General features: G+C 70.0%; 19 protein-coding genes, 1 tRNA gene and 1 other RNA gene. 11 read left to right on the forward strand and 10 right to left on the reverse strand.

Annotated features, from left to right (window positions below; translation table 11 throughout):
• Positions 1–52: 52 nt before the first annotated feature.
• A complete protein-coding gene (locus MKK68_RS13990; protein ID WP_243932515.1) occupies positions 53–325 on the reverse strand; it encodes a DUF2312 domain-containing protein in 273 nt (90 codons plus the stop codon).
• A 93-nt stretch (positions 326–418) separates the two neighbouring features.
• On the opposite strand from MKK68_RS13990, the gene ssrA reads away from it, so the two are divergent.
• Positions 419–790: a transfer-messenger RNA gene (gene ssrA, locus MKK68_RS13995) on the forward strand.
• Between the two features lie 130 nt (positions 791–920).
• On the opposite strand, the gene MKK68_RS14000 is transcribed toward ssrA, so the two are convergent.
• Positions 921–1109, reverse strand: coding sequence for a hypothetical protein (locus MKK68_RS14000; RefSeq protein WP_147842055.1), 189 nt, complete (start codon positions 1107–1109; stop codon positions 921–923).
• 178 nt (positions 1110–1287) lie between these two features.
• Between MKK68_RS14000 and MKK68_RS14005 the strand changes: the two genes are divergently transcribed.
• Entirely contained in the window at positions 1288–1683 is a 396-nt protein-coding gene (locus MKK68_RS14005) for a TIGR02300 family protein (RefSeq protein ID WP_147842056.1), read from the forward strand.
• A 203-nt stretch (positions 1684–1886) separates the two neighbouring features.
• Here MKK68_RS14005 and MKK68_RS14010 read toward each other — a convergent pair.
• A tRNA-Val gene (locus tag MKK68_RS14010) sits at positions 1887–1961 on the reverse strand.
• A gap of 235 nt (positions 1962–2196) precedes the next feature.
• On the opposite strand from MKK68_RS14010, the gene MKK68_RS14015 reads away from it, so the two are divergent.
• The 7 genes from MKK68_RS14015 (at position 2197) to MKK68_RS14045 (ending at position 16912) form a co-directional block, all read left to right on the forward strand.
• Positions 2197–3243 carry a hypothetical protein gene (locus MKK68_RS14015; RefSeq protein WP_244030780.1) on the forward strand — a complete coding sequence of 349 codons (1047 nt, stop codon included), beginning with the start codon at positions 2197–2199 and terminating at the stop codon, positions 3241–3243.
• A gap of 55 nt (positions 3244–3298) precedes the next feature.
• On the forward strand, positions 3299–5407 hold the full coding sequence (locus tag MKK68_RS14020; protein ID WP_244030782.1) for a glycosyltransferase family 2 protein: 2109 nt from the start codon (positions 3299–3301) through the stop codon (positions 5405–5407).
• A gap of 165 nt (positions 5408–5572) precedes the next feature.
• The gene (locus MKK68_RS14025) at positions 5573–6901 is read left to right on the forward strand and encodes a UDP-glucose dehydrogenase family protein (protein ID WP_147726145.1); all 1329 of its coding nucleotides are present in this window, start codon (positions 5573–5575) and stop codon (positions 6899–6901) included.
• 320 nt (positions 6902–7221) lie between these two features.
• Entirely contained in the window at positions 7222–14643 is a 7422-nt protein-coding gene (locus tag MKK68_RS14030) for a type I polyketide synthase (RefSeq protein WP_244030789.1), read from the forward strand.
• Entirely contained in the window at positions 14640–16007 is a 1368-nt protein-coding gene (locus tag MKK68_RS14035; protein WP_147842541.1) for an aminotransferase class I/II-fold pyridoxal phosphate-dependent enzyme, read from the forward strand. Before MKK68_RS14030 ends, MKK68_RS14035 begins: the two co-directional genes overlap by 4 nt.
• Positions 16008–16283: 276 nt before the next feature.
• Positions 16284–16493, forward strand: coding sequence for a hypothetical protein (locus tag MKK68_RS14040; RefSeq protein ID WP_244030795.1), 210 nt, complete (start codon positions 16284–16286; stop codon positions 16491–16493).
• Positions 16494–16666: 173 nt separating this feature from the next.
• The gene (locus MKK68_RS14045; protein ID WP_244030796.1) at positions 16667–16912 is read left to right on the forward strand and encodes a hypothetical protein; all 246 of its coding nucleotides are present in this window, start codon (positions 16667–16669) and stop codon (positions 16910–16912) included.
• A 7-nt stretch (positions 16913–16919) separates the two neighbouring features.
• Here the strand turns inward: MKK68_RS14045 and MKK68_RS14050 are convergent, their stop codons facing one another.
• Entirely contained in the window at positions 16920–17690 is a 771-nt protein-coding gene (locus tag MKK68_RS14050; RefSeq protein WP_244030797.1) for an MOSC domain-containing protein, read from the reverse strand.
• 203 nt (positions 17691–17893) lie between these two features.
• Between MKK68_RS14050 and clpB the strand changes: the two genes are divergently transcribed.
• Positions 17894–20524, forward strand: a complete 2631-nt coding sequence (gene clpB, locus MKK68_RS14055) for an ATP-dependent chaperone ClpB (protein WP_147725880.1) — start codon at positions 17894–17896, stop codon at positions 20522–20524.
• Between the two features lie 58 nt (positions 20525–20582).
• Here the strand turns inward: clpB and MKK68_RS14060 are convergent, their stop codons facing one another.
• A complete protein-coding gene (locus MKK68_RS14060) occupies positions 20583–20990 on the reverse strand; it encodes a hypothetical protein (RefSeq protein WP_147858219.1) in 408 nt (135 codons plus the stop codon).
• A 225-nt stretch (positions 20991–21215) separates the two neighbouring features.
• Here MKK68_RS14060 and MKK68_RS14065 point away from each other — a divergent pair, with 225 nt between their 5' ends.
• Positions 21216–21878, forward strand: coding sequence for a metallophosphoesterase family protein (locus MKK68_RS14065; RefSeq protein WP_147725878.1), 663 nt, complete (start codon positions 21216–21218; stop codon positions 21876–21878).
• A gap of 55 nt (positions 21879–21933) precedes the next feature.
• Here the strand turns inward: MKK68_RS14065 and MKK68_RS14070 are convergent, their stop codons facing one another.
• The 5 genes from MKK68_RS14070 to rnpA all read right to left on the reverse strand — a co-directional run bounded on the left by MKK68_RS14070 (position 21934) and on the right by rnpA (position 26004).
• Positions 21934–22491, reverse strand: coding sequence for a sugar O-acetyltransferase (locus MKK68_RS14070; RefSeq protein ID WP_147725877.1), 558 nt, complete (start codon positions 22489–22491; stop codon positions 21934–21936).
• Positions 22492–22556: 65 nt separating this feature from the next.
• Entirely contained in the window at positions 22557–22931 is a 375-nt protein-coding gene (locus MKK68_RS14075; RefSeq protein WP_147725876.1) for a DUF423 domain-containing protein, read from the reverse strand.
• Complete coding sequence (gene yihA, locus MKK68_RS14080; RefSeq protein WP_244030799.1) at positions 22931–23584, reverse strand: ribosome biogenesis GTP-binding protein YihA/YsxC; 654 nt, start codon at positions 23582–23584, stop codon at positions 22931–22933. Before yihA ends, MKK68_RS14075 begins: the two co-directional genes overlap by 1 nt.
• A gap of 1 nt (position 23585) precedes the next feature.
• A complete protein-coding gene (gene yidC / locus MKK68_RS14085) occupies positions 23586–25430 on the reverse strand; it encodes a membrane protein insertase YidC (protein ID WP_244030801.1) in 1845 nt (614 codons plus the stop codon).
• Positions 25420–26004: a ribonuclease P protein component gene (gene rnpA / locus MKK68_RS14090; protein WP_244030803.1), complete on the reverse strand. Its 585-nt coding sequence runs from the start codon at positions 26002–26004 to the stop codon at positions 25420–25422. Before rnpA ends, yidC begins: the two co-directional genes overlap by 11 nt.
• Between the last annotated feature and the right edge of the window lie 47 nt (positions 26005–26051).

Genomic DNA, 26051 nt, shown 5'->3' on the forward strand with positions numbered 1-26051 from the left:
CCGACGGGGCGCGCCGGCGGCGGGCCCCGTCGGAGCGACCGATCGCGCGACGTCAGGCTGCCATCGCCTCGGGCTTCGGGGCGGGGGCGTCCATGGCCCGCATGTAGACGTCGAGCAGCGTCTCGTGCTCGTCGCGCGCATCCTGGTCGAGCTTGCGCAGGCGGATGATCTCCTTGAGGATCTTCACGTCGAGGCCCTCACCCTTGGCCTCGGCGAAGATTTCCTTCTTCGCCTCCATCAGCGCCTTGATCTCCTCGTCGACCTGCTCGACCCGCTCGATGATGGAGCGGATGCGGTCGCCGGCGATCCCAATCGTGTCGGTCATCCAAGAACCTCTGTTCGCGAGAAGCCACGGCCGGCTCGTCGCGCATTGGGGTGAGCGAACGGTTAAGGCGAGACCGCACGCCGCCGCACGAGGGATCTGGATTTTCGGCCGGGGACCGGCTATATCAGGGGTGCGGTTGATGACCGGTTCGTAATAACGTTTCAGGACCCGGAGGGCAGTACTCCGGCGCCTCCACCACGAACGCAGCGGGCGATGCCTGACGGAGCTGCGTTTCTGATGGGGGCGAAATAGGTTCGACTGGGCGGTAAAGGGATCGCGAGTTCAGCTTCACTCCGGTGAGGTACGATGCGACTGTCGGTAGGGACTCGACCGGTTCGACGCGGGCAACCCCCGTTTCGGGCACCTGACCAAATCCTAAATGCCAACGATAACGTTGTCATGGATGCCCGCCTCGCGGCGTAAGCATCTTGCGGTAGGGTAACCGTCGAAACAGAACCCGGGGCTTCGGCCCTGGGACCCACCTTTCCCTTCTCCTCGGCGTTCGCGTGCTCGATGCGCCAGGCCACCCGGCCCGGCATGTGCGCTCGCAGCCCCGCCGTCTCGAGAAACGGCGGGGCCGAGCGCTACGAAGCCCTCAGCGCTTCTTGTTGGCGTTGTGGTGCCCGACGGCGCAGCCCGCGGCCGCACCCATCTTGCCATGGCCGGCCATATGGCCCGCGACGCCGCCGACGATGGCACCCTTGATGCAGCCCTTGGCCTCGGCCGGTGCGGATTGGGCGAGCGCGCCGAGGGCGAGCAGGCCGGCGAGGATGGCGATCTTCATGAGCGTTGGTCTCCTTGGATGTGGAGACCGAACGAGCGGGACGCCGACAGCGTTCCGGACTGCTTTTTTCCGGTCTTCGATGCAGGGCCGCCATGCGCGCATCGAGCGACATGAATTGACACCGCGCGAAAACCCGCGACATCACGGGGCTTGATCGCACTGACACAGGAAGGCGCACGTGGCTCGTCCCGAACTCGGTACCAAACGGATCTGCCCGACGACCGGCAGGAAGTTCTACGACCTCGGTCGTGATCCGGTGGTTTCCCCCTATTCCGGCGAGGTCGTCCCGACCGCCGCCCTCACCCCCTTCGCCAGCCGGTCCGCGCCGATCGCCGCCCGCAAGGATCCGGTCGCCGACGACGACGAGGCCGATGCCGCCGGTCCGGAACTGGTCTCCCTCGACGAGGTCGAGGCCGAGGAGACCGAGAAGGATACCGACACGGACACCGAGGGCGACGACGTCATCGAGCCGGATGCCGACGGCGAAACCGCCGACGACGACACCCTCGTGGTCGACGACGAGGACGACGACACCACCGATCTCGTCGACGTCGAGGAAGACGACGACGATTGAGCGTTCGCGACGGGTCGGGTCGGCTCGATCCCCGCGATAGGATCCGGCTCGATGCACCCCCGGTGCGTCGAGCCGATCGCATGTCGGGATGAGCGATCGTCGGCGTCCTCCTAGGAACGTGTCCGAAACGACGCCTCGGCCAAGAAAAAAGGGCCCCCTGCGGAGCCCTCGCTTCGTTCGTCGATCATTCCACGAAAGCGGAATGGTGGGCGCGACAGGGATCGAACCTGTGACCCCTTCCATGTCAAGGAAGTGCTCTCCCGCTGAGCTACGCGCCCTCGCCGAAGCCGTTTCGCTTCGGTGTGGGGGGCCTATAGCCTCCGCCGTGGGGCGGCGCAAGCCGCATTGGACGATTGAGGCCGCGAAGCCTGCCACCTGAGACGGCCGCCTGTCCGCTCGCCCGGTCTGGCGGCGCTGCAACGACCACGGAAATGCGCTATGGCGCGGTCCCGGGCGGCGCGCGACGCCTCGCTCAGGACTGGGCCCGGAGCACGGGCGCGGCAGCGATGGAACATGCGGTTCTTGATCGACTACGACAACGGCGACGTGATCCGCGGCTGGATCGTCCCGGACAACCCTCTGGCGGTGAGCCGAGTCGTGGTCTCCGTCGAGGGCCGGCGGTTGGCTGAGGTCGCGGCCACGATCACCGAGCCTGCCTTCCAGCACAACGGCTGGCACTCGACCGGGCAATGCGTCTTCGAGCTGCGGGACGCCGAGGTGCCGGGCCTCTCGACGATGCCGGTCCTTGAACTCTACGACGCCGACACCAACGTGCTGGTCCACCGGCGCGTGCCGCGCGAGCGCCTGATCGACCGGCGGGTGCTCCTGATCAACACCGGCATCCACGCCGAAGTCGGCCTGCAGAACGCGCTGTTCCCGTACTTCCAGCAATCCTACTTCGGCATCCACAAGCTGTCCGACGAGATCGTGAGCAGCGTTCTGGGAAACATGACGCCGACGTCTCAGCTCCTGTCCGGCGCGCTGGTGGTGCCGCGCTACGAGCAGTACTTCCCACCCGAGCGCATGCTGTCGGCGATCCTGGTCCAGGACCCGTACGTCGAGATGGCGACGCGCATGCTGTGGCTGAAGGCGCGGACCGCGGTCGAGGAGGATGCCGGCTGGCGGATCGGCCGCTACGCCGAGGCGGCCCTGTTCGTCAACGCGTACGACTACGCCGACCCGAAGAGCCTGAAGCGCTTCTTCCGGATGCTCCCGGAGCCGGCCTATCACCTCCTCTACAATCCCCTGTCCCGCCAGCTCGGCACGCGCCTACCCGACGACCGTCTGCACCCCGGCAATTCCATCGTCGCGATCGAGATCCTCGCGCGCCTCGGCATCGTCGGGCACAGGACCTACTTCGAGGCCTTTGCCTCCACCCTGTTCGACCAGATCGGGCTGGAGGGCATTGTGCCGATGCCGGCGCCGGTTCCGATCTCGAACGAGGCGCTGGCCTTGGCCGACCGCCTCCGCGCGGTGAAGGCGGTCGCCGACATGCTGGTGTTCGACATCGCCATGTCGGACGCGGTGCTGATGTCCCTCGCTAAGAGCTGGAATCACTGAGGTGGCGGAGATCGAGGCTACCGTCCTCGGACGCGGACCGACGCGGACGCTCGCGATGCAACGCGACGCGGACGGGCTGCGCCTCGACCTTGCAGGGTTAGGCCTCGACGGGGCCTGGGTGACCATCACGCTGTACGACGACCCGGCCGCCCCCCGCGAGGCACGCCCGCTGATGAGCCTCGTCGTCACCGACGATGCCCGGCCCGGCGTGCCGCTCGCCGACGAAGCCATCGGCGGCGGCGTATCCACCTGGACCGGCCAGGTCCCGGCCGCGATCCGCGCCCTACGGATAGCGAACCTCGCCGACGGCAGGCCGCCGCATCCGAGCCGGATCACCGTTCGACGCCGCACGCGTCCGGCCCTGGTCGCCCGCGCCTTCGCGCGTGCTCCTGGGCTCGCGGTGCAGGCCGTGTACTGGCGCAGCCTCGGAAAACGGGTGCGCGGGCGCGGGTTCCTCGATCGGGCGCTGCGGCACCGGACCGAGAGCGGCTATGCCGCTTGGATCCGGCGAGCCGACACCCTGGACCCGGCCGAGCGCCGCCGCATCCGGGCGGAGGTCTCGGCCTGGGAAACGCCGCCGCTGATCTCGATCCTGATGCCGGTCTACGATCCGGCTCCGAAGGTCCTGCGCACGGCGCTGCTTTCGGTCCAGGCCCAGCTCTATCCGCATTGGGAGCTCTGCGTCGTAGACGACGCCTCGACCGACCCAGCGGTCCCGAGGCTGCTCGAACGGTTCGCCGCTTCCGATCCCCGGATCCGCGTGGCGTGCCGGTCGGAGAACGGGCACATCGCCCGCGCGACCAACGACGCGCTGGCGGCGGCGCAGGGCCCGTTCTGCGCCTTCCTCGACCACGACGATGCGCTCCCCGCCCATGCCCTCTACGAGGTTGTCCGGGCGATCCGCATCGATCCCGACCTCGTTCTGATCTACAGCGACGAGGACAAGATCGATCGCCGCGGCAGCCGCTTCGACCCGCACTTCAAGGCCGACTTCGATCGCGAGCTGCTGTACGGGCAGAACTACATCAACCACCTGACCGTGATCCGCACCGAGGCCCTGCGCGCCGTCGGGGGCCTGCGCCCCGGCTTCGAGGGCAGCCAGGATCACGACCTGCTCCTTCGCCTCACCGACGGGCTCGATCCCGCCCGGATCCGGCACATCCCGGCGGTGCTGTATCACTGGCGGGCGGCGGGCGGTTCTGGCACCTTCTCTGACCGGGCGCTCGCCCGCGCCGAGGCGGCCCGCCTCCAGGCGCTCGCCGAGGTCGTCGCCCCTTGGGGCGGCCGGGCCGAGCGTGGGCCCGCAGGCTTCAACCGGCTGGTGCGCCCCCTCCCCGATCCTGTACCCCGTGTCTCGGTGATCATCCCGACGCGGGACCGTGCCGAGTTGCTGCGCGTGACCCTCGACGGCCTGTTCGGTCGGACCGCTTATCCGGCGATCGAGGTCATCGTCGTCGACAACGACAGCCGGGAGCCCGAAACCCACGCCCTGTTCACACGATACCGGGACGATCCGCGCCTGCGTGTCCTCCCGGTTCCCGGCGCGTTCAACTTCTCGGACCTGTCGAACCGCGGGGCGGCGGCCGCGACGGGTTCGGTGCTGCTCTTCCTCAACAACGACGTCGAGGTGATCGAGCCGGGCTGGCTCCGGGAGCTGGTGTCGATCGCGCTCGCGCCCGACATCGGCGCGGTCGGCGCCAAGCTGCTCTACCCGGACGGGACGCTGCAGCACGGCGGCGTGATCCTCGGGATCGGGGGCGTCGCCGGTCACAGCCATCTCGGGCTCGATGGTACCGAGCCCGGCTATTTCGGGCGGATGACGATGGCGCACGAGGTTTCGGCGGTCACGGGGGCGTGCCTCGCAATGCGCGCCGACGTCTTCGCCGCCCTAGGCGGCTTCGACGCCGAGGATCTCAAGGTCGCCTTCAACGATGTCGACCTCTGCCTGCGCGTGCGCGCGGCCGGCTACCGGATCGTGTGGACGCCCTTCGCCGCCCTCGTCCACCACGAGTCGAAGAGTCGCGGTCCGGAGGACACTCCGGAGAAGTGGACGCGGTTCGAGCGCGAGACGGCGGTGATGCAGGCGCGCTGGGGCGCGCGACTGCGCGCCGATCCCTACTACAACATCAATCTGTCACGGATTTCCGGGCATTACCGGCTCTGAGCCGTGGCCGGGATCGTGGGCCGTGCGAGAAGACGACGCAGGTCTGCGGCCTTCCCCGGCACGCGTTCCGATGCGGGCGCTCTCCGGCCTGTTCCCTGGACGTCCGATCCGGGGTAATGCTGCAGTGCAATCGGCGATCGCACCCGAGCCGACGACGGAGGTTGCATGCGAATCGTCATGGTCGGGTCGGGGTATGTCGGCCTCGTCTCCGGGACCTGCTTTGCCGATTTCGGGCACGAGGTGGTGTGCCTGGACAAGGACCCGGCCAAGATCGAGGCGCTGCGCGCCGGTCGCATGCCGATCTACGAGCCGGGCCTCGAGGCGCTGGTCGCCGAGAACGTGCGCAGCGGCCGGCTCGGCTTCGGGCTGGACCTCGCCGCGGCGGTGGCCGAGGCGGATGCGGTGTTCATCGCGGTCGGCACGCCGTCGCGCCGCGGCGATGGGTTCGCCGACCTGAGCTACGTCTACGCGGCCGCCCGCGAGATCGCCGCCGCGCTCACCGGCTACACGGTGATCGTCACCAAATCGACGGTGCCGGTCGGCACCGGCGACGAGGTCGAGCGCATCATCCGCGAGGCGCGGCCCGATGCCGCCTTCGGGGTCGTGTCCAACCCCGAGTTCCTGCGCGAGGGAGCGGCGATCGACGACTTCAAGCGGCCGGACCGCATCGTCATCGGCACCGACGACGCGCGCGCCGAGGGCGTGATGCGCGAGGTCTACCGCCCGCTCTACCTCAACGCCGCGCCGATCCTGGTCACCGGACGGCGCACGGCCGAGCTGACCAAGTACGCCGCCAACGCGTTCCTCGCCACCAAGATCACCTTCATCAACGAGATCGCCGACCTGTGCGAGCGGGTCGGTGCCGACGTGCAGGAGGTCGCCCGCGGGATCGGCCTCGACAACCGCATCGGCGCGAAGTTCCTCCATGCCGGGCCGGGCTACGGCGGCTCGTGCTTCCCCAAGGACACGCTGGCCCTGGTGAAGACCGCGCAGGATGCCGGGACGCCGATGCGGATCGTCGAGACCGTGGTCGCGGTCAACGACCAGCGGAAGCGCGCGATGGCGCGCAAGGTGATCCAGGCCTGCGGTGGCTCGGTGCGGGGCAAGACGATCGCGCTGCTCGGCCTCACCTTCAAGCCGAACACCGACGACATGCGCGATGCGCCCTCGCTCGCCATCGTCGCGGGGTTGCAGGATGCCGGCGCCACCGTGCGCGCCTACGATCCCGAGGGGATGGAACAGGCCCGCCGGCTCCTGCCCGACATCGCCTACGCCGAGGATCCCTATTCTTGCGCGGAGGGCGCCGACGCCCTGGTGCTGGTGACCGAGTGGAACGCGTTCCGGGCGCTCGATCTCGAACGCCTGCGCGCCACCATGGCCGAGCCGGTCCTCGTCGACCTTCGCAACGTCTATCGCGTGCAGGACGTCGAGCGCCTCGGCTTCCGCTACGCCGGCGTGGGGCGTGCGTTCGATCGCCGAGCGCGGCTGGATTGAGCCGGCAATCCGCGTCCCGCGATGGCGATCGCATCGCCGACCTGGGGACAGGCGGCACGTCGTTGCGACGTGCGGCAATCATGCAGCGGTCTCAACACAAATTCACCCGGTTTCATCGGCTCAGATGCGGGGTGATATCAGTGTGCGGCAAAGCTTAGGTTGATGAACGTTCGCCACAGCCGACCGCAAATCGGCCACTTCGATGCCGTCGTCCCTTCCTCAGGTTGGACAGCGATTTAGCGCCATACTAAGCATCGGCCCGGGGGCTGTCTTGCCGGCGACTGAACCGTTTTCCGTTAACGAGCGTGTGCGAATCAAACGTGACACAACGTACTGACATCGCGATCGTCGGTCGCGCCTGCCGGCTCCCCGGCGCGCCGAGCGTCGACGGTCTCTGGCAGCTCCTGACGGAGGCGCGCTGCGCCGTCGGCCGCATTCCCGGGGACCGCTGGTCCCTGGACCGCTTCGGGCATCCGCGGGCGCAGGAGCGCGGCAAGAGCTACACCTGGGCCGCCGGCGTCCTCGACGACATCTGGTCGTTCGACCCAGCGGTGTTCGGCATCTCGCCGCGCGAGGCCGAGCAGATGGATCCGCAGCAGCGGCTCCTGCTCGAGCTGACTTGGGAGGCGCTGGAAGATGCGGGCATGCGCCCCTCGAGCGTCGCCGGCAGCCCGATCGGCGTGTACGTCGGCGCCTCGTCGCTCGATTACGGCAACCTGCGCATCCTCGACGTGCCGTCGGGCGACGCCTACGCGGCGACCGGCAACACGCTCTCGATCCTGTCGAACCGGATCTCGTACATCTTCGACCTCAAGGGTCCGAGCTTCACCGTCGACACCGCCTGCTCGTCCTCCCTGGTCGCCCTCGACAACGCGGTCGCCGCGATCCGGTCCGGCCGCGTCGACACCGCGGTCGTGGCCGGCGTCAACGTGCTGGCGAGCCCCTTCAACTTCATCTGCTTCTCCAATGCGCAGATGCTGTCGCGCACCGGGCTGTGCCAGGCCTTCTCGGCCTCCGCCGACGGCTACGTCCGCTCGGAGGGCGGCGTGGTGCTCGTGCTGCAATCGGCAGAGGCCGCGCGGCGCGGGGGCTCGACCGTGCGCGGCGTGATCGCCGCGTCCGGCGTCAACTCGGACGGGCGCACCACCGGCATCTCGCTGCCGTCGGGCTACGCGCAGGGCGCGCTGCTGGAGCAGGTCTACCGCGAGGCCGAGATCGACCTCGACGATATGGCCTTCATGGAGGCCCACGGCACCGGCACGCCGGTGGGCGACCCGATCGAGGCCTCCGCCATCGGCGGCAAGATCGGCAAGGGCCGCAAAAGCCCGCTGCCGATCGGCTCGATCAAGACCAACATCGGGCACACCGAGCCGGTCTCCGGCCTCGCCGGCCTGCTCAAGGCGAGCCTCGCCCTCGAGCACGACCTGGTGCCGCCGTCGCTGCACTCGGCCGAGCTCAACCCCGACATCCCCTTCGCCGAGATGAACCTGCACGTGGTGCAGACGGCGCTGGCGATTCCGCGCGGCGCGCGTCAGCGCTTCGCCGGCGTGAACTCCTTCGGCTTCGGCGGCACCAACGCCCACGTCGTGCTGACCGATCCGGCCCCGGTGGCCACGCCGGCCTCCGCGGCCCGCGCGCCCGAGGTGCTGCTGCTCTCGGCCCAGAGCCGCGCCGCCCTCAACGAGCTCGCCCTCGACTATGCCGATCGCTTCGACGCCGCGGGCCCTGCCGAGGCCGATCGGATCGCGGCCGGCGCCGCGCATCGTCGGGAGCGCCTGTCGTCCCGCCTCGCGATCACCCTCGACGGCAAGGCCGACATCGCCGCCGAGCTCCGTGCCATCGGCGAGGCCGAGGACTCGGCCGTCGCGCTCACCGGCACCGCGATCGACCGGGCGGCCGACGTCGCCTTCGTCTATTCCGGCAACGGCAGCCAGTGGGCCGGGATGGGCCGCGAGGCCTATGCCGAGAACGCGGTGTTCCGCGCGGCCTTCGACCGGATCGACACGCTGTTCGCCGCCTACTCGAAATGGTCGCTCAAGGCGGCTTTGGACGCCGAGGACCTCGACGAGCGCCTGGCACTGACCAGCGTCTCGCAGCCGCTGATCTTCGCGATCCAGAGCGCCTCGACCACCGCCCTCCGCGCGGCCGGCCTCGCGCCGAAATTCGTGCTCGGGCACAGCGTCGGCGAGATCGCCGCGGCGGAGGCTGCCGGGATCCTCAGCCTCGAGCAGGCGGTGAGGGTCATCTTCTACCGCAGCCATCATCAGGAGACGACGCGCGGCCAGGGCACCATGGCGGTGCTGCTGATGCCGGCCGAGGAGGTCGAGGGCTTCCTCGAGGATTACCCGACCCTCGACATCGCCGCCTACAACAGCCCCAAGGCCGTCACCGTGGCCGGGCCCGTCGCCGCGATCGACGCCGCGCTCAAGGCGCTGTCGCGCAAGCGCCGGCGCGGGCGCAAGCTCGACCTCGACTACGCCTTCCACGGCCGGTTCATGGACCCGACCGAGAAGCCGCTGCTGCGCGACCTCGCCGGCCTGAAGCCGTCGCCCGGAACCACCGCGATGGTCTCGACGGTGACCGGCGCGGTGCTCGACGGCGGCCAGTTCGGCGGCACCTACTGGTGGCGCAACATCCGCGAGCCGGTGCGCTTCTGCGAGGCGGTGCAGGAGGCGACCCGCCAGGGCGCCCGCATCTTCGTCGAGGTCGGCCCGCGCGCGACGCTGATGTCGCATATCGGCGACGCGATCGAGCCGCTCGGCATCGACAACGCCACCGTCGGCTTGATGCACAAGAAGGCCAGCGGCGGCGATCCGATCGCCCGCGCGCTGGCGGCCGCCCTGGTCCAGGGCGCGGCCGTGGACGAGCGGACCGTCTTCGGCGATGCGCCGGCCGGCGCCCTGAACCTGCCGGCCTATCCCTGGCAGCGCCGCCCCTTCCGCCTCGGCGACACCACCGAAAGCCTGGGTGCGGCGACCCCGCGCGTGTACCACCCGCTCATCGGCTCGCGCGTCCAGGTCGACGGCCTGGAATGGCACGGCTTCGCCGACATCGCCACGATCCCCGAGCTCGACGACCACCGCATCGAGGGCCAGGCGATCATGCCGGGCGCCGGCTTCGTCGAGATGGCCCTGGCCGCCGTGCGCGAGGCCCTGCGCAGCGACCACGTCGTGCTCGCCGAGTTCGAGATCCACTCCCCGATGGTGTTCGGCGAGGAGGCCCTTCGCGAGGTCGCGGTGCGGATGTCGGGCTCCGGCAACGCGGTTCAGGTCCTGAGCCGCCCGCGGCTCACCCCGTCGCCGTGGCAGCTGCATGCCTCGGCCAAGATCGTCGAAGGCACCTTCGCGCCGCCGGTGCGGCCCGACGTCGAGATGCCGTCCGAGGACGTGCTCACCGGCGACGAGCTCTACCTGCGCGCCGAGGCGGCCGGGCTCGGCTTCGGCCCGAGCTTCCGCCAGGTCGCGGCGAGCGCCCGGATCGACGACGTCACCATCGTCTCCGACCTCGTTCCCGCCGAGGCCGACCCGCGCTACGGCCTCGTGCCGGCCCGGCTCGACGCCTGCTTCCACGGGCTGATCCTGCTGTTCGCCGACCTGCTCGGCGAGAATGCCGGCAAGGCCTACATCCCGGTGCGCTTCGGCGAGGTCCGGCTGCTGCGCCCCGGCGCCGCGATCGCGCGGGCCGTCATCCGGACCCGACGCTGCAACGAGCGCTCGATCCTGGCCGACTTCACCATCCTCGACGCCGAGGGCGAGGTCGTCGCCACCATCCGCGAGGGCCGCTTCCAGGCGCTGCGCGCCAAGGGCGGCGGCGACCTCGCCGCCTACGCGATCACGCAAGCGGCGGAACTCGCGACCGAGCCGACCGCGATCGCGATGGACCGCCGGTCGAGCATCGCCGCGCTGCTGAAGCCGGCCGCCAAGGCTGCCCGCGCCGCATCCGGCGCCCCGCTCTCGCCCGGGCATCTCCTGCTCGAGGGCTGGGCGACCTCGCTCGCCTACCGCCTCGCCTCCGGCCTGAAGCAGGGCGCCACCGTCGCGATCGACGCGCGCGTTCCGGACGAGATGCGCCCGTGGCTCGTCAACGCGCTCTACGCCCTGGAAAGCAGCGGGCTCGCCGAGCAGGATGGCGACCTCTGGCGTCTCGGCGACGGCGACGCGCTGCCGGCGCCGACCGAGATCATGCGCTGGATCGCGGCCGACCATCCCGAGCTGTCGGCCGAGCTGGTCCTGCTGGCCGATGTCGGCGCCCTGGTCGACCGCCTGCTCGCCGGCACTCTCACCGAGGCTCCGAGCCTGCCGCAGAACGCGCTCGACGCGTTCACCCTGCGCAGCGCCACCGCCCGCGCCTCGGCCGACGTCGTCGCCGGGATCGCCGAGGCCTGCGGCGGCATGCTGCCGAAGGACCGGGCGCTCCGCCTGCTCCAGGTCGGCTTCGGGCCGTTGTCCGCCCAGGTCGCAGCCTTCGCCGAATCCGCCGAGGCGCGCCTCACGGTGTTCGACACCGACCGGCGCCTTGCGGAGCGCGCCCGCCTCGCCCTCCCCCGCGGCGTCGCGGTGATCGAGGCCGCCGAGGACCTTCCGGCCGCCGGCTTCGACCTGATCCTGGCCAGCGGCGCGTTGCATCGCGGCGAACGCGACCTGCCGCAGCGGCTGGCCAACGCGCTCGCCACCGGCGGCCTGCTGCTGGCGGTCGAGCCCGGCGCCTCGCTGTTCCGCGACCTCGTCTTCGGCCTGATCCCCGGCTGGTTCGAGGCCGGGCTCGGCGACATGCCGGTCGGCCGCCTCGACGATATCCCGGGCTGGCAGCGCACCCTCAGCGCCACCGGGCTCGTCAGTGTCGCGGTCGACCGCGCCGCCTCGGTCAACGGCGACGACCTCCTGCTCGTCGCCGAAGCGCCGCCCCGGCCCGGCAAGGCCGCCGCGCAGACCTTCGCCTTCGTCATCGGCTCGGACGACGAGTTCGCCGCCGAGACCGCCTCGTCGCTCGCGACCCTGCTCGTCGCCGCCGGCGTGCACGTCTCGATCATCCTCGACTCCGAGGCCTCGCTGCTGGAGCTGGAGCGCGAGACCCCGGATACGGTGGTGTTCCTGGCCGGCGCCTTCACCCGCGGCGGCGATGCCGCGGCGCGGCTGCGCGAACGCTGCCTCAGCCTGAAGCGCTGCACCGAGCATCTCGGCGCGCGTCAGACCAAGCTCTGGGTGGTCTCGCCCGGCGCGACCCGCGACGGCGGCGGGCAGGCCGCGTCCGTCGAGGCCGGGTTCTGGGCGTTCTCGCGCACGCTGGCCAACGAGATCGCGACGCTCGACGTGCGCCGCATCGACCTCGCCCCCGAGATCGGCTCGAAGCGTGCGGCCGAGCGCCTGCGCGACCTGATCCTCTCGGGCACGCAAGAGACCGAGATCGTCCTGGACGACGACCGCACCCGGGTGATCCGCTTCCGTCCCGGTCACACGCTCCGGCGGATCGATCCCGAGGCGGTGCCGGCCGAGGCCGCCCGCCTGGAGCGCAGCAACACCGGCGGCCTCAACGAGATGGTCTGGGGGCCGGCGATCCGCCGCGCGCCGGGTGCCGGCGAGGTCGAGATCGCCGTCGAGGCGACCGGCCTGAACTTCCGCGACGTGCTCTGGGCGCTCTCGATGCTGCCCGAGGAGATCCTGGAGGACGGCTTCGCCGGCCCCCGCCTCGGCCTCGAATGCGCCGGCCGCGTCGTCGCGGTCGGTGCCGGCGTCCAGGCGTTCAAGGTCGGCGATCCGGTCGTGGCCTTCGCGCAGTCCGGCTTCTCGACCCACATCGTCGTGCCCGAGCTGGTCGTCGCGCCGTCGCCCGCCGGCCTCGATCCGATGGCGGCGGCGACCGTGCCGGTCGCCTTCCTCACCGCCTATTACGGGCTGGTCTCCTGCGCCCGGCTGCGCCGCGGCGAATGGGTGCTGGTCCACGGCGGTGCCGGCGGCGTCGGCCTCGCCGCCCTGCAGATCGCCAAGCTCAAGGGCGCCCGCGTCATCGCCACCGCCGGCTCGCGCGAGAAGCGTGCGCTGGTGAAGGCGCTCGGCGCCGAGCACGTGCTCGACTCGCGCTCGCTCGCCTTCGTCGACGATATCCGCGCGCTCACCGGCACCGGCGTCGACGTGGTCCTGAACAGCCTGTTCGGCGAGGCGATGGAGCGCTCGCTCAACGCGCTGAAGCCGTTCGGCCGGTTCATCGAGCTGGGCAAGCGCGACTATGTCGCCAACACCCATATCGGCCTGCGTCCGTTCCGGCGGAACCTGAGCTACTTCGGCGTCGACCTCGACCAGGTGCTGCAGCACCAGGGCGACGACGGCGCACGGATGTTCCGCGAGGTGATGGCGCTGTTCAACGACGGCGGCCTCAAGCCCCTGCCCTACCAGCCGTTCACCGCCGACGAGACCTCGGACGCGTTCCGGCTGATGCAGCAATCGGGACACGTCGGGAAGATCGTGATCGCGCCGCCGAAGCCCGGCCGCGTCCTCACCGCCCGCAACACGCCCTTCACGGTCTCGACCGACGGCGTCCACCTGATCACCGGCGGCCTCGGCGGCTTCGGTGGCGTGGCGGCCCGCTGGCTCGCCGAACGCGGCGCGAAGAACCTCCTCCTCGTCGGCCGCAAGGGCGCCGAGTCCGACGAGGCCAAGGCCGTCGTCGCCGACCTGACCGCCCGCGGCGTGACGGTCGCGGCCACGCCGTGCGACATCACCAACCGCGTCGCGGTGGATGCATTGCTCGCCGGGATCGAGGCGTCGGGCCGCAAGCTCGCCGGCGTGATCCATGCGGCCGCCGTGCTGCAGGACGGGCTGATCGCCAACCTGGACGCCGCCGCGCTCGACGCGGTGATCGGCCCCAAGGTGATCGGCGCCCAGAACCTCGACGCCGCGACGCGCGACCGTGCGCTCGACTACTTCGTGGTGTTCTCCTCGGCCACGACCTTCATCGGCAATCCCGGCCAGGGCGCCTACGTCGCGGCCAACGGCTTCATGGAGGGGCTGGCGCGCCAGCGCCGCCGCCGGGGGCTGCCGGCGCTGGCCGTCGCCTGGGGCGCGATCGGCGACGTCGGCATGCTCGCCCGCAACAAGACGGTGATGGAGGGGCTCGCCGGCCGCGTCGGCGTGACGCCGATGGAGGCCCGCCGCTGCCTCGACCTCATGGCCGATGCGCTGGGCGCCCAGGGCTCGGCGCCCGACGACGCGGTGCTCGCCATCGCCTCGATGCATTGGGGCAAGACGCGCGAGCGCCTCGCGACCATGCGCTCGCCGAGCTACGACGACCTCGGCTCCGACCAGCAGATGGAGGCCGGCGCTGTCGCCGCGATCAGCATCGGCACGCTGCTCAAGGGCAACGACATCGACGCGGTGCGCAAGACCGTGTCCGACGCGATCGTCGAGGACATCGCCCGCATCCTGCGCCTACCGAAGGACGACATCAGCCGCGTGCGCCAGCTCTCCGAGATCGGCCTCGACTCGCTGATGGGCGTCGAGCTCGGCGCCAGCCTGCAGGAGCGCTTCGGCCTCGATTCGCCGCCGGCGGGCCTGTCCTCTGGGATGACCGTCAACGAGCTGTCGGAGTCCTTAATTCAGGCGGTTTCGGCGCCGATGGACGAGGCCGCCGGGGTCGCCCTGAGCCTCGCTTCGAGGCACGTCGGCAGCGAGGTCGATGCGGCGGTGCTCCAGCCGTTCCAGGATCTCGTCGAGAAGAAGAGCCTCGAGAGCAAAGAGATCCTGTCATGACGCAATCGCCACGGCCGGATGGGGGGCGCGCCGCGCTCGCGGGCTTCGTGACGAACCGGCTGGGACGCAACGCGCCCCGGCCGACCGCGCTCCGCGCGCCGGAGAAGGTCGGCGATCCCTCGGTGCAGGATTTCGCGAGCCTGCCCGGCTACCGCGAGCTGCGGCTGCAGCGCTCGGCCGCCGAGCTGATCGGTCTCGACAACCCGTTCTTCCACGTCCACGAGACCAAGGCCGGCGCGACCACCCGCATCGCCGGGCGGTCCTTCGTCAACTTCTCGTCCTATGACTACCTCGGCCTCAACGGCCACCCGCGCATCTCGGATGCCGCCCGCGCGGCGATCGCCGAGTTCGGCACCTCGTCGTCGGCGAGCCGCGTCGTGGCCGGCGAGCGGCCGGGCCACCTCAGCCTGGAGAAGGCGCTGGCGGCGCATTACCAGACCGAGGCCTGCGTGGTGATGGTGAGTGGGCACGCCACCAACGTCACGACGATCGGGGCGCTGCTCGAGCCGGGCGACGTGATCTTCCACGACAACCTGATCCACAACAGCATCGTCACCGGCGCGCAGCTGTCCGGCGCCCAGCGCCGCTCCTTCGCCCACAACGACCTCGACGCGCTCGAAACCCTGCTTCAGGCGACCCGGCACGAGCACCGCCGGGCCCTGATCGTGATCGAGGGCCTCTACAGCATGGACGGCGACGCGCCGGACCTCGCCGGCTTCATCGCCCTCAAGGAGCGCTACAACGCCTGGCTGATGGTCGACGACGCCCACGGGCTCGGCGTGCTCGGCCGAACCGGCGCCGGGCTGTTCGAGCATGCCGGCATCGACCCGAAGCGGGTCGACATCTGGATGGGCACCTTCTCGAAGACGCTCTCGGCCTGCGGCGGCTACATCTGCGGCGCCTCGACGCTGATCGAGTACCTGAAGTGCACGGCCGGTGGCTTCGTCTACAGCGTCGGCATGTCCCCGCCGCTCGCGGCCGCCGCCGAGGCCGCGCTCGCGGTGATGCACGACGAGCCGGAGCGGGTCGAGCGCCTGCGCCAGAACGGCGCCCTGTTCCTCGCCTGCGCGAAGAAGCGCGGGCTCGATACCGGGACCAGCATGGGGCTCGCGGTGATCCCTGTGATCGTCGGCGATTCGCTGAAGTCGGTGACATTGTCCGATCGGCTGTACAAGCGCGGGATCAACGTGCAGCCGATCATCCACCCGGCCGTGCCCGAGCGCGCCTCGCGCCTGCGCTTCTTCATGACCTCGGAGCACACGCCCGAGCAGATCCGCGAGACGGTCGCCGCGGTCGCCGAGGAGCTCGCCGCCATCGAGAAGGGCGGCTCGCTGATCGAGCAGCTCCTGGCCAAGCGCAGCTGACGATCCGATCGATCGAGACCGATGACGCCCGGGTTCGAAGCCCGGGCGTTTTCCGTTTCAGTGATCGATACAAGCAACGCGATCTGAATCGAGCGACTGTAGATCGTCGATCAACAAGTCTAGGGTCGGGCGGTCGGTTTTCGGTGACGAAGAGTGCTTCCGAACCTCGGCGAACGCGATGGCGATCGGCTGTCCCGAGCATTCGAGGATTGTCGGCTTTACGGTCCTTTAACCACGACCTGCAACGTTGACGAGGTCTTCCAGGGACCGCCGACGATGCTCCATTCCGACCCGCTCCTGACCCGCCCCACCCTCACCCATACCGGCCTGCTCGCGCGGGCGGTCGATGGCCTGAAGGGCGAGGCCGCCTCTTCGGCCGAGATGTGGCGCCTGCTGACCGACAACTACATCGTCGATCTCGACGCGGTCGCGGCGCTGATGCCGATCCCCGAGCCCGAGCCGGTCTGGCTCGCCGCGCGGGGCTGATGCAGCAAGATCACAGGTGCGGCCGGCCTCGCCGAGCTGGCACGACATCTGCAAACCCCACAGCGTCATCAAGAGAAACGTCACGACGAGGAACGCCCGGACAAGAAACACGCGGTGGCTCGAACGCCTGAGCACCCCGCGGACCTGTCGATCGCTCGAACACGGGGTCCGTCATGTCCGAATTGTTATCCGTTGCCCTCGTCTGCGCCGGGACGCTGCTGGCCCAGGATTGCTCCCGCGAGACCGCGCTCGACGTGATCGTCTCGCCGGCGCGCACGCCGATGGAGTGCATCATGCACGCCCAGACCATGGCCGCCGCGGCCGGGCTGCCCGGCGGCGACCATCGCTACCTCAAGGTCTCGTGCGAGCATCGGCGTACCGAAGCCGACCTGGTGGTCGTCGTGCGCCGGGCGTCCTGAGCGCGGCTCAGCCGACCGCCGTCAGGGTGTCGCCGACCGCGAGGGTCCCGCCGGCGATCACCTCGGCATAGACGCCGCAATCGCGGTGGCCGAGACGCGCATCGATCGCCCAGGGGATGTCGAGGTCGCGCACGCCGCTGACCGGGTCGACGTTGGTCGCCGCGCAGCGCACGGTGCGCTGGGTCAGCTTGAGGCGCAGCCCGCTCGGCGCCTCGAGCACGCGGCCGACCATCTCCAGCTCGGCCCAGGGGGCGAGCCCTTCCACGAAGAGGTTGCCGCGAAAGCGCAGCGGATCGACGGGCGCGCCGACGTAATCCTCGATCGCGCGCACGCTGGCGAGGTTGATCAGCGAAACGAAGCCGATCTTGGAATCGGTGAAGCGGTATCCGGTCTGCGCCGCCGCCGCCAGCACCCGCGGTGCGCCGCGCAGGGCGTGGGGCAGCAGGCGCCGCAACAGGTCCTCGAGCGTCGCCCGGCCCTCTTCGGTGTCGAGCTTGGCGTTGACGGTCTCGCCTTCGGCCTCGACGGTGAGCGTCGCGGTGGCGTCGTCGTATCGGGTGCGCAGGCGCGCCAGCGCCTCGTCGCGCATCAGCATCAGGTACTTCGTCTTGGGCTGATGACGCGGTGCGTTCGGATCGAAGCCCGAATCGCCGTTCTCGACTGCGTAAAGCCGATCGCCCGGGAAGTAGCCCGACGTCTCGAGGTCCGCCCGTTCCAGCGGCTCGGGGCTGAACCCCTTCACGGGGTAGCGGTAGAGGGCGGAGAGCGTCGCGGTCATGCCCGCACCGTGGCCCGGATCTTCACATCGATGCAAGGGGTCTGCCCCCTCTTGTGGTGCGCAATTGCAACACCACATCCTCGGTACCGGCGGCCATCGGCGCCGGGGCCTTCCGCGGCGGTTCCTCGTCGGGAGGCGGCGTCTCGGGCCGACATCGCGCCTTCCAGGGCGGCGGAGGCCGAAGCGGTAGGAAACAAGAACGCATGAATTTCGAGAAATACACCGAGCGCGCCCGCGGCTTCGTCCAGGCTGCGCAGAACCTCGCGATGCGCGAGGGCCATCCCCAATTGCAGCCGGGCCACCTGCTCAAGGTGCTGCTCGACGATCCCGAGGGCCTGTGCGCGGGCCTGATCGACCGGGCCGGCGGCCAGTCGCGCGTCGCCCTGGCGCAGATCGAGGCGTGGCTCGCCAAGCAGCCGAAGGTCTCCGGCAACGCGAGCCAGCCGCAGGCGACGCGCGACCTGATGCGCCTGTTCGACACCGCCGAGAAGGCTGCCGAGAAGGCCGGCGATTCCTACGTCACCGTGGAGCGCCTCCTGCTCGCGCTCGCCGTCGAGAAGGACACCGAGGCCGGCAAGGCGCTCGTCTCCGCCGGCGTGACGCCGGCTTCGCTCAACGGCGCGATCAACGCCCTGCGCAAGGGCCGGACGGCCGACAACGCTTCGGCCGAGAACGCCTACGACGCCCTGAAGAAGTACGCCCGCGACCTCACCGAAGCCGCGCGCGAGGGCAAGCTCGACCCGGTGATCGGCCGCGACGAGGAGATCCGCCGCACGATCCAGGTCCTGTCCCGGCGCACCAAGAACAATCCGGTCCTCATCGGCGAGCCCGGCGTCGGCAAGACGGCGATCGTCGAGGGGCTGGCCCTGCGCATCGTCAACGGCGACGTGCCCGAGAGCCTGAAGGAGAAGAGCCTTCTCGCCCTCGACCTCGGCGCGCTCATCGCCGGGGCGAAGTTCCGCGGCGAGTTCGAGGAGCGGCTGAAGGCCGTGCTTTCCGAGGTCACCGCGGCCGCGGGCGGCATCATCCTGTTCATCGACGAGATGCATACCCTGGTCGGCGCCGGAAAGGCCGACGGGGCGATGGACGCCTCGAACCTGCTGAAGCCGGCGCTGGCCCGCGGCGAGCTGCACTGCGTCGGGGCGACCACGCTCGACGAGTACCGCAAGCATGTCGAGAAGGACGCCGCGCTGGCCCGCCGCTTCCAGCCGGTCTTCGTCTCGGAGCCCACCGTGGAAGATACGGTCTCGATCCTGCGCGGGATCAAGGAGAAGTACGAGCAGCACCACGGCGTCCGCATCCAGGATTCCGCCTTGGTCGCGGCCGCGACGCTGTCGAACCGCTACATCACCGACCGCTTCCTGCCCGACAAGGCGATCGACCTCATGGACGAGGCCGGCTCGCGCCTGCGCATGCAGGTCGATTCGAAGCCCGAGGAGCTGGACAACCTCGACCGCGAGATCGTGCGCCTGAAGATCGAGGGCGAGGCGCTGAAGAAGGAAACCGATTCGGCCTCCCGCGACCGTCTGGCCCGGCTCGAGAAGGAGCTTGCCGACCTCGAGGAGCAGTCCGCCACCATTACCTCGCGCTGGAAGGCGGAGAAGGACAAGCTCGGCGCCGCCGCCGAGCTCAAGAAGAAGCTCGACGAGGCGCGCAACGAGCTGGCCTCCGCCCAGCGCCAGGGTCAGTACCAGCGCGCGGGCGAGCTTGCCTACGGCGTGATCCCGGGGCTGGAGAAGCGGCTCGCCGAGATCGAGGCCGCGGCCGAGAGCGCGGTCGCGCGCGACGGCATGGTCGAGGAGGCGGTGACGCCGGCCCACATCGCGGGCGTGGTCTCGCGCTGGACCGGCGTGCCGGTGGACAAGATGCTGGAGGGCGAGCGCGACAAGCTGCTCGCGATGGAGGACGCGATCGGCAGGCGCGTCGTCGGCCAGCGCGAAGCGGTGGAAGCGGTCTCGACCGCGGTGCGCCGCGCGCGCGCCGGCCTGCAGGACCCGAACCGGCCGATCGGCTCGTTCATGTTCCTCGGGCCGACCGGCGTCGGCAAGACCGAGCTGACAAAGGCGCTCGCCAGCTTCCTGTTCGATGACGACACCGCGTTGGTGCGCATCGACATGTCGGAATACATGGAGAAGCACTCCGTGGCCCGGCTGATCGGCGCGCCCCCCGGCTATGTCGGCTACGAGGAGGGCGGCGCGCTGACCGAGGCGGTGCGGCGCCGGCCGTATCAGGTCGTGCTGTTCGACGAGATCGAGAAGGCGCATCCGGACGTGTTCAACGTCCTGCTGCAGGTTCTCGACGACGGGCGCCTGACCGACGGGCAGGGGCGGACGGTCGACTTCCGCAACACGCTGCTGATCATGACCTCGAACCTCGGGGCCGAGTATCTGGTGGCGCAGAGCGAGGGCGAGGACACCGACGCGGTGCGGGACGACGTGATGGGCGTGGTGCGAAGCCACTTCCGGCCGGAGTTCCTGAACCGGATCGACGAGATCATCCTGTTCCACCGGCTCAAGCGGGCGGAGATGGGCGCCATCGTCGACATCCAGCTCGTCCGCCTCCAGAAGCTGCTGGAGGAGCGCAAGATCGTCCTCGACGTCGACGCCGAGGCGCGCGCCTGGCTCGCCGACCGCGGCTACGACCCGGCCTACGGGGCGCGGCCGTTGAAGCGGGTGATCCAGAAGACGGTGCAGGACCCGCTGGCGGAGCTGCTGCTGTCGGGCAAGATCCACGACGGCGAGAGCGTGCCGGTGGCGGTGGGGCCGGACGGCCTCGTCATCGCCGGCACCGCGACAGCGCCGCGGCGGCGGCCGGCCAACGTGACGCTGAACTGACCTCGCGCGGCGCATCGGTTTCGAACCGGTGCGCCGCAGTTCTCGTGAAACGCTGCGCTCAGCGCACGACGACGTGGTATCGCTGCCGCAACGGATTGCCGAGCGGCCCGATGTACTCGACCGTGAAGCTGTCCTCACCGACCGTTCCCGGGGCGGTGCTGTAGATCAGCTGCGTCGCCGGCACCTTCCGCGTGTTGCACAGCGATCGCGGATTGTAGAAGCCGAAGCTCGGATATTCCCGGCCCTGACGGACCGTGACGCTGCCGAGCCGCGGCGGATCGATGAGGCCGAGCGACCCGGCGCCCATCGAGTGGCAGGCCGGATCGAGGTAAATGCGCCAAGCGATCTTCTGGCTCTGGCCGGACGTGACGACGCGCTCCTGGTCAGTCAGGAATTGTGCGTAGGCGATATGTGAAGACACGCCAAGGTAAAAAGTCGCCAGAAGAAATGCAATTACGCGTTTCATCTTGAGTCTCCGAATCGAAACCGCAATCACTTCGCACGACATCATGATTATTGGAAAGCCCATGACATCGGGAGCTTCGTGGCATCCGCGATCTCAGCGTAGAGAGAAATGCGACGCCGGCAGGCGGAGTGGTGCGGGGCGGCAAACCGTGCATTCTGGCCGTCGGCGACGCGCGCGCCGTCCGCGGCGCTTCTGGCCTTCTACCGACGGAACGATCCGGCTGACATGCTGACCTACGCCATCGGCGACATCCACGGCTGCGCCGACCTGCTCGACGCCCTGCTCGCCCGCATCGAGGCCCATGCGGCGGGCGAGCCCTATCGCCTCGTCTTCCTGGGCGACTACATCGACCGTGGCCCGGACAGCGCGCGGGTGCTGCAGACGGTCAGCCGCCTGCACTGGAGCGATCCCGGGCGCGTCGCCTGCCTGATGGGCAACCACGAGGCGATGCTGCTCTCCGCACTGACGACCCCGGGGGCCGACGCGCTGTGGCTGCGCAACGGCGGCGCGGAGACGCTGGCCTCGTTCGGCGTGGACGAGGCGGCCGCGATCCCCGGCGACGTGCTCGACTGGATCGAAGGGCTGCAGACCGTCCACGCGGATGCCCGCCGCTGGTTCGTCCATGCCGGCTTCAGGCCGGGGTCCGACCCGGAGACCGCCGAGGTGCAGGACCGCCTCTGGATCCGCGAGCCGTTCCTCGCCGAGGATCACGATTTCGGCCGCCACGTCGTCCACGGCCACACGCCGCAGACCGGCGGCAACCCGGAGGTTCGCCCGTTCCGGACCAACCTCGACACGGGCGCCGTCTATGGCGGAGCGTTGACCGCGGGCGTGTTCTCGGATGCGCAGGGGCCGGCGCTGAGGTTTTTGCAGGTCCGGGCGGACTGACCGGCTCCGACCTGCGCCATGCGAAGCGATCGGCCGAGTCGTCCCAAACCCCCGATCATCGGAGAGTCACGACCCGCGCCGGGTTGCCGACCGCCGTCGCGCCGGCCGGCACGTCCCGCGTCACGACGGCGCCGGCACCGATGATCGCGTCGTCGCCCACCGTCACGCCCGGCAGGATCAGGGCGGCCCCGCCGATCCAGACGTTGGCGCCGATCGCGATCGGGCGACCGAACTCGAGGCCGGACCGGCGCGCCTCGGGATCGCGCGGGTGGTCCGCGGTGAGGATCTGGACGCCCGGCCCGATCTGCGTGCACGCACCGATCGTCACCGCGACCACGTCGAGGATCACGCAGCCGAAGTTGAGGAACGCCTCCGGGCCGAGCGTGATGTTGTAGCCGTAGTCGCAATGGAATGGCGGCCGGATCACCGCCTTCGGGCCGACGCCGCCGAGATGGGCGGCCAGCAGCGCGTGCCGCTCGGCCGACGGCAGCGCCAGCGTGGTGTTGTAGTGCGCGAGCCATGCCATGTTGGCGGCGGCATCCCGTCGAAGCTCGGGATCGCCCGCGCGGTAGAGCTCGCCCGCGAGCATCTTCTGTTTCTCGGATCCCGACATCGGGCCTCGTCGTCACCGTTGGCGTAGAGAGCGGTCGTCGAAGCCGCGCTTGTCCCGGCAGGGGCTCAACGCCTGGCCGGGATGAACGCCGCGATCGCCCCCAGGGTCCAGCCCGCCATCAACAGGATGCCGCCCGACGGCGCGGCCATCGGAAACAGCGGCTGCCCGGCAAGCGCGCGAAGCGCGAGGTCACCGGAGAACAGCGCGAGGCCCAGCACAAGCGCCCAGGCGGCGATCCGGGTGGCGATCGCATGGGTCAGGCCGGCGGCGGCGAGTCCGGCGAGGGCCAGGATCGCGGGGGCATGGAACAGCAGGAACTGCGCCGCGGTCTTGAGGCTGTCCGCCCCCGGGATGTGGGCGGCCGCGGCGCTGGCCGCGACGCCGAGCCCGCCGGCGAGGCACGCCAGGGCGACGAGGGCACGATCCCTGACGGCAAGCATCAGGTGCCGCGCTCGGCCATCAGCCGGGCCACGGCGGCGCGCAGCTCGGGCACGCCGCGGTCGTCGCGGCTTGAGGTCAGCAGGATCTGCGGATAGGCCGCCGGACGCCGGGCGAGCGCGGCCTGGATGCCGGCGATGCGCGCGTCGATCTCGGGCTTCTTCAGGGCGTCGCCCTTGGTCAGCACGATCTGGTAGCTCACGGCGGCCTTGTCGAGCCCGTCGAGCACGTCGGTGTCGATGCTCTTCAGCCCATGGCGGGAATCGATCAGCATGAAGACCCGCGCGAGGTTGGCGCGGCCCTTGAGGTAGGCGTGGATCAGGTCGGTCCAGGCCTCGACCTTCTCCTTGCCGACCGCGGCGTAGCCGTAGCCCGGCATGTCGACCAGCGTCAGGCGCTCGCCGATCCGGAAGAAGTTGAGCTGCTGGGTCCGCCCCGGCGTGTGCGAGGTGCGGGCCAGCGTGTTGCGCCCGGTCAGCGCGTTGACGAGGCTCGACTTGCCGACGTTCGAGCGGCCGGCGAAGGCGATCTCGACGCCGTCCATCGCCGGCAGCGTCCCGAGCGAGGGCGCCGCCGCGACGAAGTCGGCCGCACCCGCGAACAGCAGGCGGCCGCTCTCGGCGAGCGCCGCATCTTCCTGCTCCTGCTGTGTCACGTCAGCTCTTCGCAGGCGCGGTCTTGCCGCCGCGCTTGAACGTGTTCCGCAGGTTGTCCCACAACTCCACCTTCACGCCGTTGCGGCGCATGATGACGTATTGCTGCGTTACCGAGAGAGTGTTGTTCCAGGCCCAGTAGATCACCAGGCCGGCCGGGAACGAGCCGAGCATGAAGGTGAACACGATCGGCATGAAGGTGAAGATCTGCGCCTGCACCGGGTCCGGCGGGGCGGGGTTCATCTTCATCTGCACGAACATCGTCACGCCCATGATGATCGGCCAGATGCCGAGATGGACGAAGTCCGGCGCCGCGAACGGCAGCAGGCCGAACAGGTTGACGATGCTGGTCGGATCGGGCGCGGCGAGGTCCTGGATCCAGCCGAAGAACGGCGCGTGACGCATCTCGATGGTGATGAACAGGACTTTGTACAGCGCAAAGAAGACCGGGATCTGCACCAGCACCGGCCAGCAGCCGGCGACGGGGTTGATCTTCTCCTTCTTGTACAGCTCCATCATCGCCTGTTGCTGCTTCATCTTATCGTCTTTGTACCGCTCCCGGATGGAGGTCATCTCGGGCTGCACGGCCTTCATCTTGGCCATGGAGACGTAGGAGCGGTTGGCGATCGGCAGGAACAGCAGCTTGAGGCAGAAGGTCACGATCAGGATCGCGACGCCGAAATTGCCGAAGAGGTGGAAGAAGAAGTCCAGCGCCCGGAACATCGGCTTGGTGATGAAGTGGAACCAGCCCCAGTCGATCATCAGGTCGAACTGCTTGATGCCGAGGTTCTTCTCGTAGCCGTTGATCGTGTTGACCTCCTTGGCGCCGGCGAACAGGCGCTGGGTGGTCGAGGCGGTGGCGCCCGGCTCGATGCTGCGGCCGTCGCCGCGCACGCTCGCCTGGTAGATCTTGGTCGCGCCGTCGGTGCGCTCGGTGAACGCGCCGGTATAGGACATCGTCTGGTCGGGGATCGCGGCCGCGGCCCAGTACTTGTCGGTGATGCCGACGAAGCCGCCGGTGACGTTCGCCCAGGCCTTGCCCTTGGTGGCGGCCCCGCCGTAGGCCGGCTCCTTGGCGAGGTGGTCGTAGGTGTATTCCTGCAGGCCGTCGCCGCCGAGCACGCCGATCATACCCTCGTGCAGCACGTAGTAGCCCTGGGTGTGCGGCTTACCCCAGCGCGAGACGAGGCTGTAGGGATAGAGCGTGACGGCGTTCGCGCCCTTGTTCTCGACCTCGTCGCGGACCGTGAACATGTACTTGTCGTCGACGGCGAGGATGCGCTTGAACACCAGCCCCGCGCCGTTGTCCCACGACAGCGTCACCGGCATGTTCACGCCGAGCGTCTGGCCGTCGGCGGTCCAGACGGTGTCGTTGGTCGGAAGCGGGCCCGCGGCGGCGGCGACCCAGCCGAACTCGGCGTAGTACGGCGCTTCCGTCCCGGCCGGCGACAGCAGCACGATCTCCGGGCTCTTGTCGTCCACGGTCTCGTGGTAGTTCTTCAGCGCGATGTCGTCGATGCGGCCGCCCTTGAGCGCGATCGACCCGGCCAGCGCCGGGGTCTCGATCTTGATGCGCGGCGAGCGGGCGAGCGCCTCGGTGCGGCCGATCGGGCCGGTGGCGGCGTTGGGCAGCGTGCCGGCGACGGGGGCGGCCGGGCCGCCCTCCTTCGGGCTCGGCGAGGGCACGCCGTCCGGCGTCACGCCGGGGCTCTGCTGGGCCGCCTGGTTCTGGATGTTGGCTTGGCGCTGCTGCTCGACCCGCGGCGCGGCGACGAAGTAGTTCCACCCGAGCAGCACGACCAGCGACAGGGCGATGGCCACGAACATATTCGTCTTGTCATTGCCCATCGGGGCCACCGTCGCACGCGTTCGAGGTTGCTGAGGGCGCACGGGCTGGTGCCGCTGCGCGATCGGATCTTTGGGGCGTCGCTTCCCGGGATGGCGCCGGCCCCTTGCCGCGGCCCTTCGCGGATCCCGGCTTGCCGGAGCGCAACGGACGGGCGCACTCGCTCGGCCCGCGGGGCTTGGCCACCGCGGGGATCGCCCGGCGCAGGTCGTCCTTGAGGGTGTCGAACGCGGCGTCGATCGCCGGGCGACGGGCGATCAGCACGACGTCGGCCGCGACCGCGCCGAACTCGGGCCCGAGTTCGGCGACCGCGGCGCGAAGGCGCCGGCGGATGCGGTTGCGCTCGGTGGCATGGCCGACCCGCTTGGTGATCGTGAAGCCGAGATGGAGCCCGGCGATCGATTCGCCGTCCCGGGTCTCGCACGCCTCGCGCACGCGGCCCTGCGCCGTCAGGCGCTCGGTGTGGAAGCGGCGCCCGTCGGCCGCCGCCAGGAAGTCCGGCCGCCGCCTCAGCCGCGCGATCGCCGCGCGATCCGTCGTCGGCAAGTCGGTCGCAGGCAAGTCGGTCATAGGCATGGGAAGCTCGGCCTCGCTCACGCCTCGGGCACCCTCCGCGCCGCGAT

Origin of the sequence: Methylobacterium sp. E-016, assembly GCF_022829745.1 — a bacterium.
GTDB lineage: Bacteria > Pseudomonadota > Alphaproteobacteria > Rhizobiales > Beijerinckiaceae > Methylobacterium.

Excerpts from the sequence above, each read along its gene's own strand:
- yidC (WP_244030801.1), bottom strand. The coding sequence starts at position 25,430 with ATGGGCAATGACAAGACGAATATGTTCGTGGCCATCGCCCTGTCGCTG.
- MKK68_RS14045 (WP_244030796.1), top strand. The coding sequence starts at position 16,667 with ATGTCCGAATTGTTATCCGTTGCCCTCGTCTGCGCCGGGACGCTGCTG.
- clpB (WP_147725880.1), top strand. The coding sequence starts at position 17,894 with ATGAATTTCGAGAAATACACCGAGCGCGCCCGCGGCTTCGTCCAGGCT.
- MKK68_RS14000 (WP_147842055.1), bottom strand. The coding sequence starts at position 1,109 with ATGAAGATCGCCATCCTCGCCGGCCTGCTCGCCCTCGGCGCGCTCGCC.
- MKK68_RS14050 (WP_244030797.1), bottom strand. The coding sequence starts at position 17,690 with ATGACCGCGACGCTCTCCGCCCTCTACCGCTACCCCGTGAAGGGGTTC.
- MKK68_RS14035 (WP_147842541.1), top strand. The coding sequence starts at position 14,640 with ATGACGCAATCGCCACGGCCGGATGGGGGGCGCGCCGCGCTCGCGGGC.
- MKK68_RS14015 (WP_244030780.1), top strand. The coding sequence starts at position 2,197 with ATGCGGTTCTTGATCGACTACGACAACGGCGACGTGATCCGCGGCTGG.
- MKK68_RS14065 (WP_147725878.1), top strand. The coding sequence starts at position 21,216 with ATGCTGACCTACGCCATCGGCGACATCCACGGCTGCGCCGACCTGCTC.
- MKK68_RS14060 (WP_147858219.1), bottom strand. The coding sequence starts at position 20,990 with ATGAAACGCGTAATTGCATTTCTTCTGGCGACTTTTTACCTTGGCGTG.
- MKK68_RS14020 (WP_244030782.1), top strand. The coding sequence starts at position 3,299 with ATGCAACGCGACGCGGACGGGCTGCGCCTCGACCTTGCAGGGTTAGGC.
- MKK68_RS14025 (WP_147726145.1), top strand. The coding sequence starts at position 5,573 with ATGCGAATCGTCATGGTCGGGTCGGGGTATGTCGGCCTCGTCTCCGGG.
- MKK68_RS13990 (WP_243932515.1), bottom strand. The coding sequence starts at position 325 with ATGACCGACACGATTGGGATCGCCGGCGACCGCATCCGCTCCATCATC.
- rnpA (WP_244030803.1), bottom strand. The coding sequence starts at position 26,004 with ATGCCTATGACCGACTTGCCTGCGACCGACTTGCCGACGACGGATCGC.
- MKK68_RS14075 (WP_147725876.1), bottom strand. The coding sequence starts at position 22,931 with ATGCTTGCCGTCAGGGATCGTGCCCTCGTCGCCCTGGCGTGCCTCGCC.
- MKK68_RS14070 (WP_147725877.1), bottom strand. The coding sequence starts at position 22,491 with ATGTCGGGATCCGAGAAACAGAAGATGCTCGCGGGCGAGCTCTACCGC.
- MKK68_RS14040 (WP_244030795.1), top strand. The coding sequence starts at position 16,284 with ATGCTCCATTCCGACCCGCTCCTGACCCGCCCCACCCTCACCCATACC.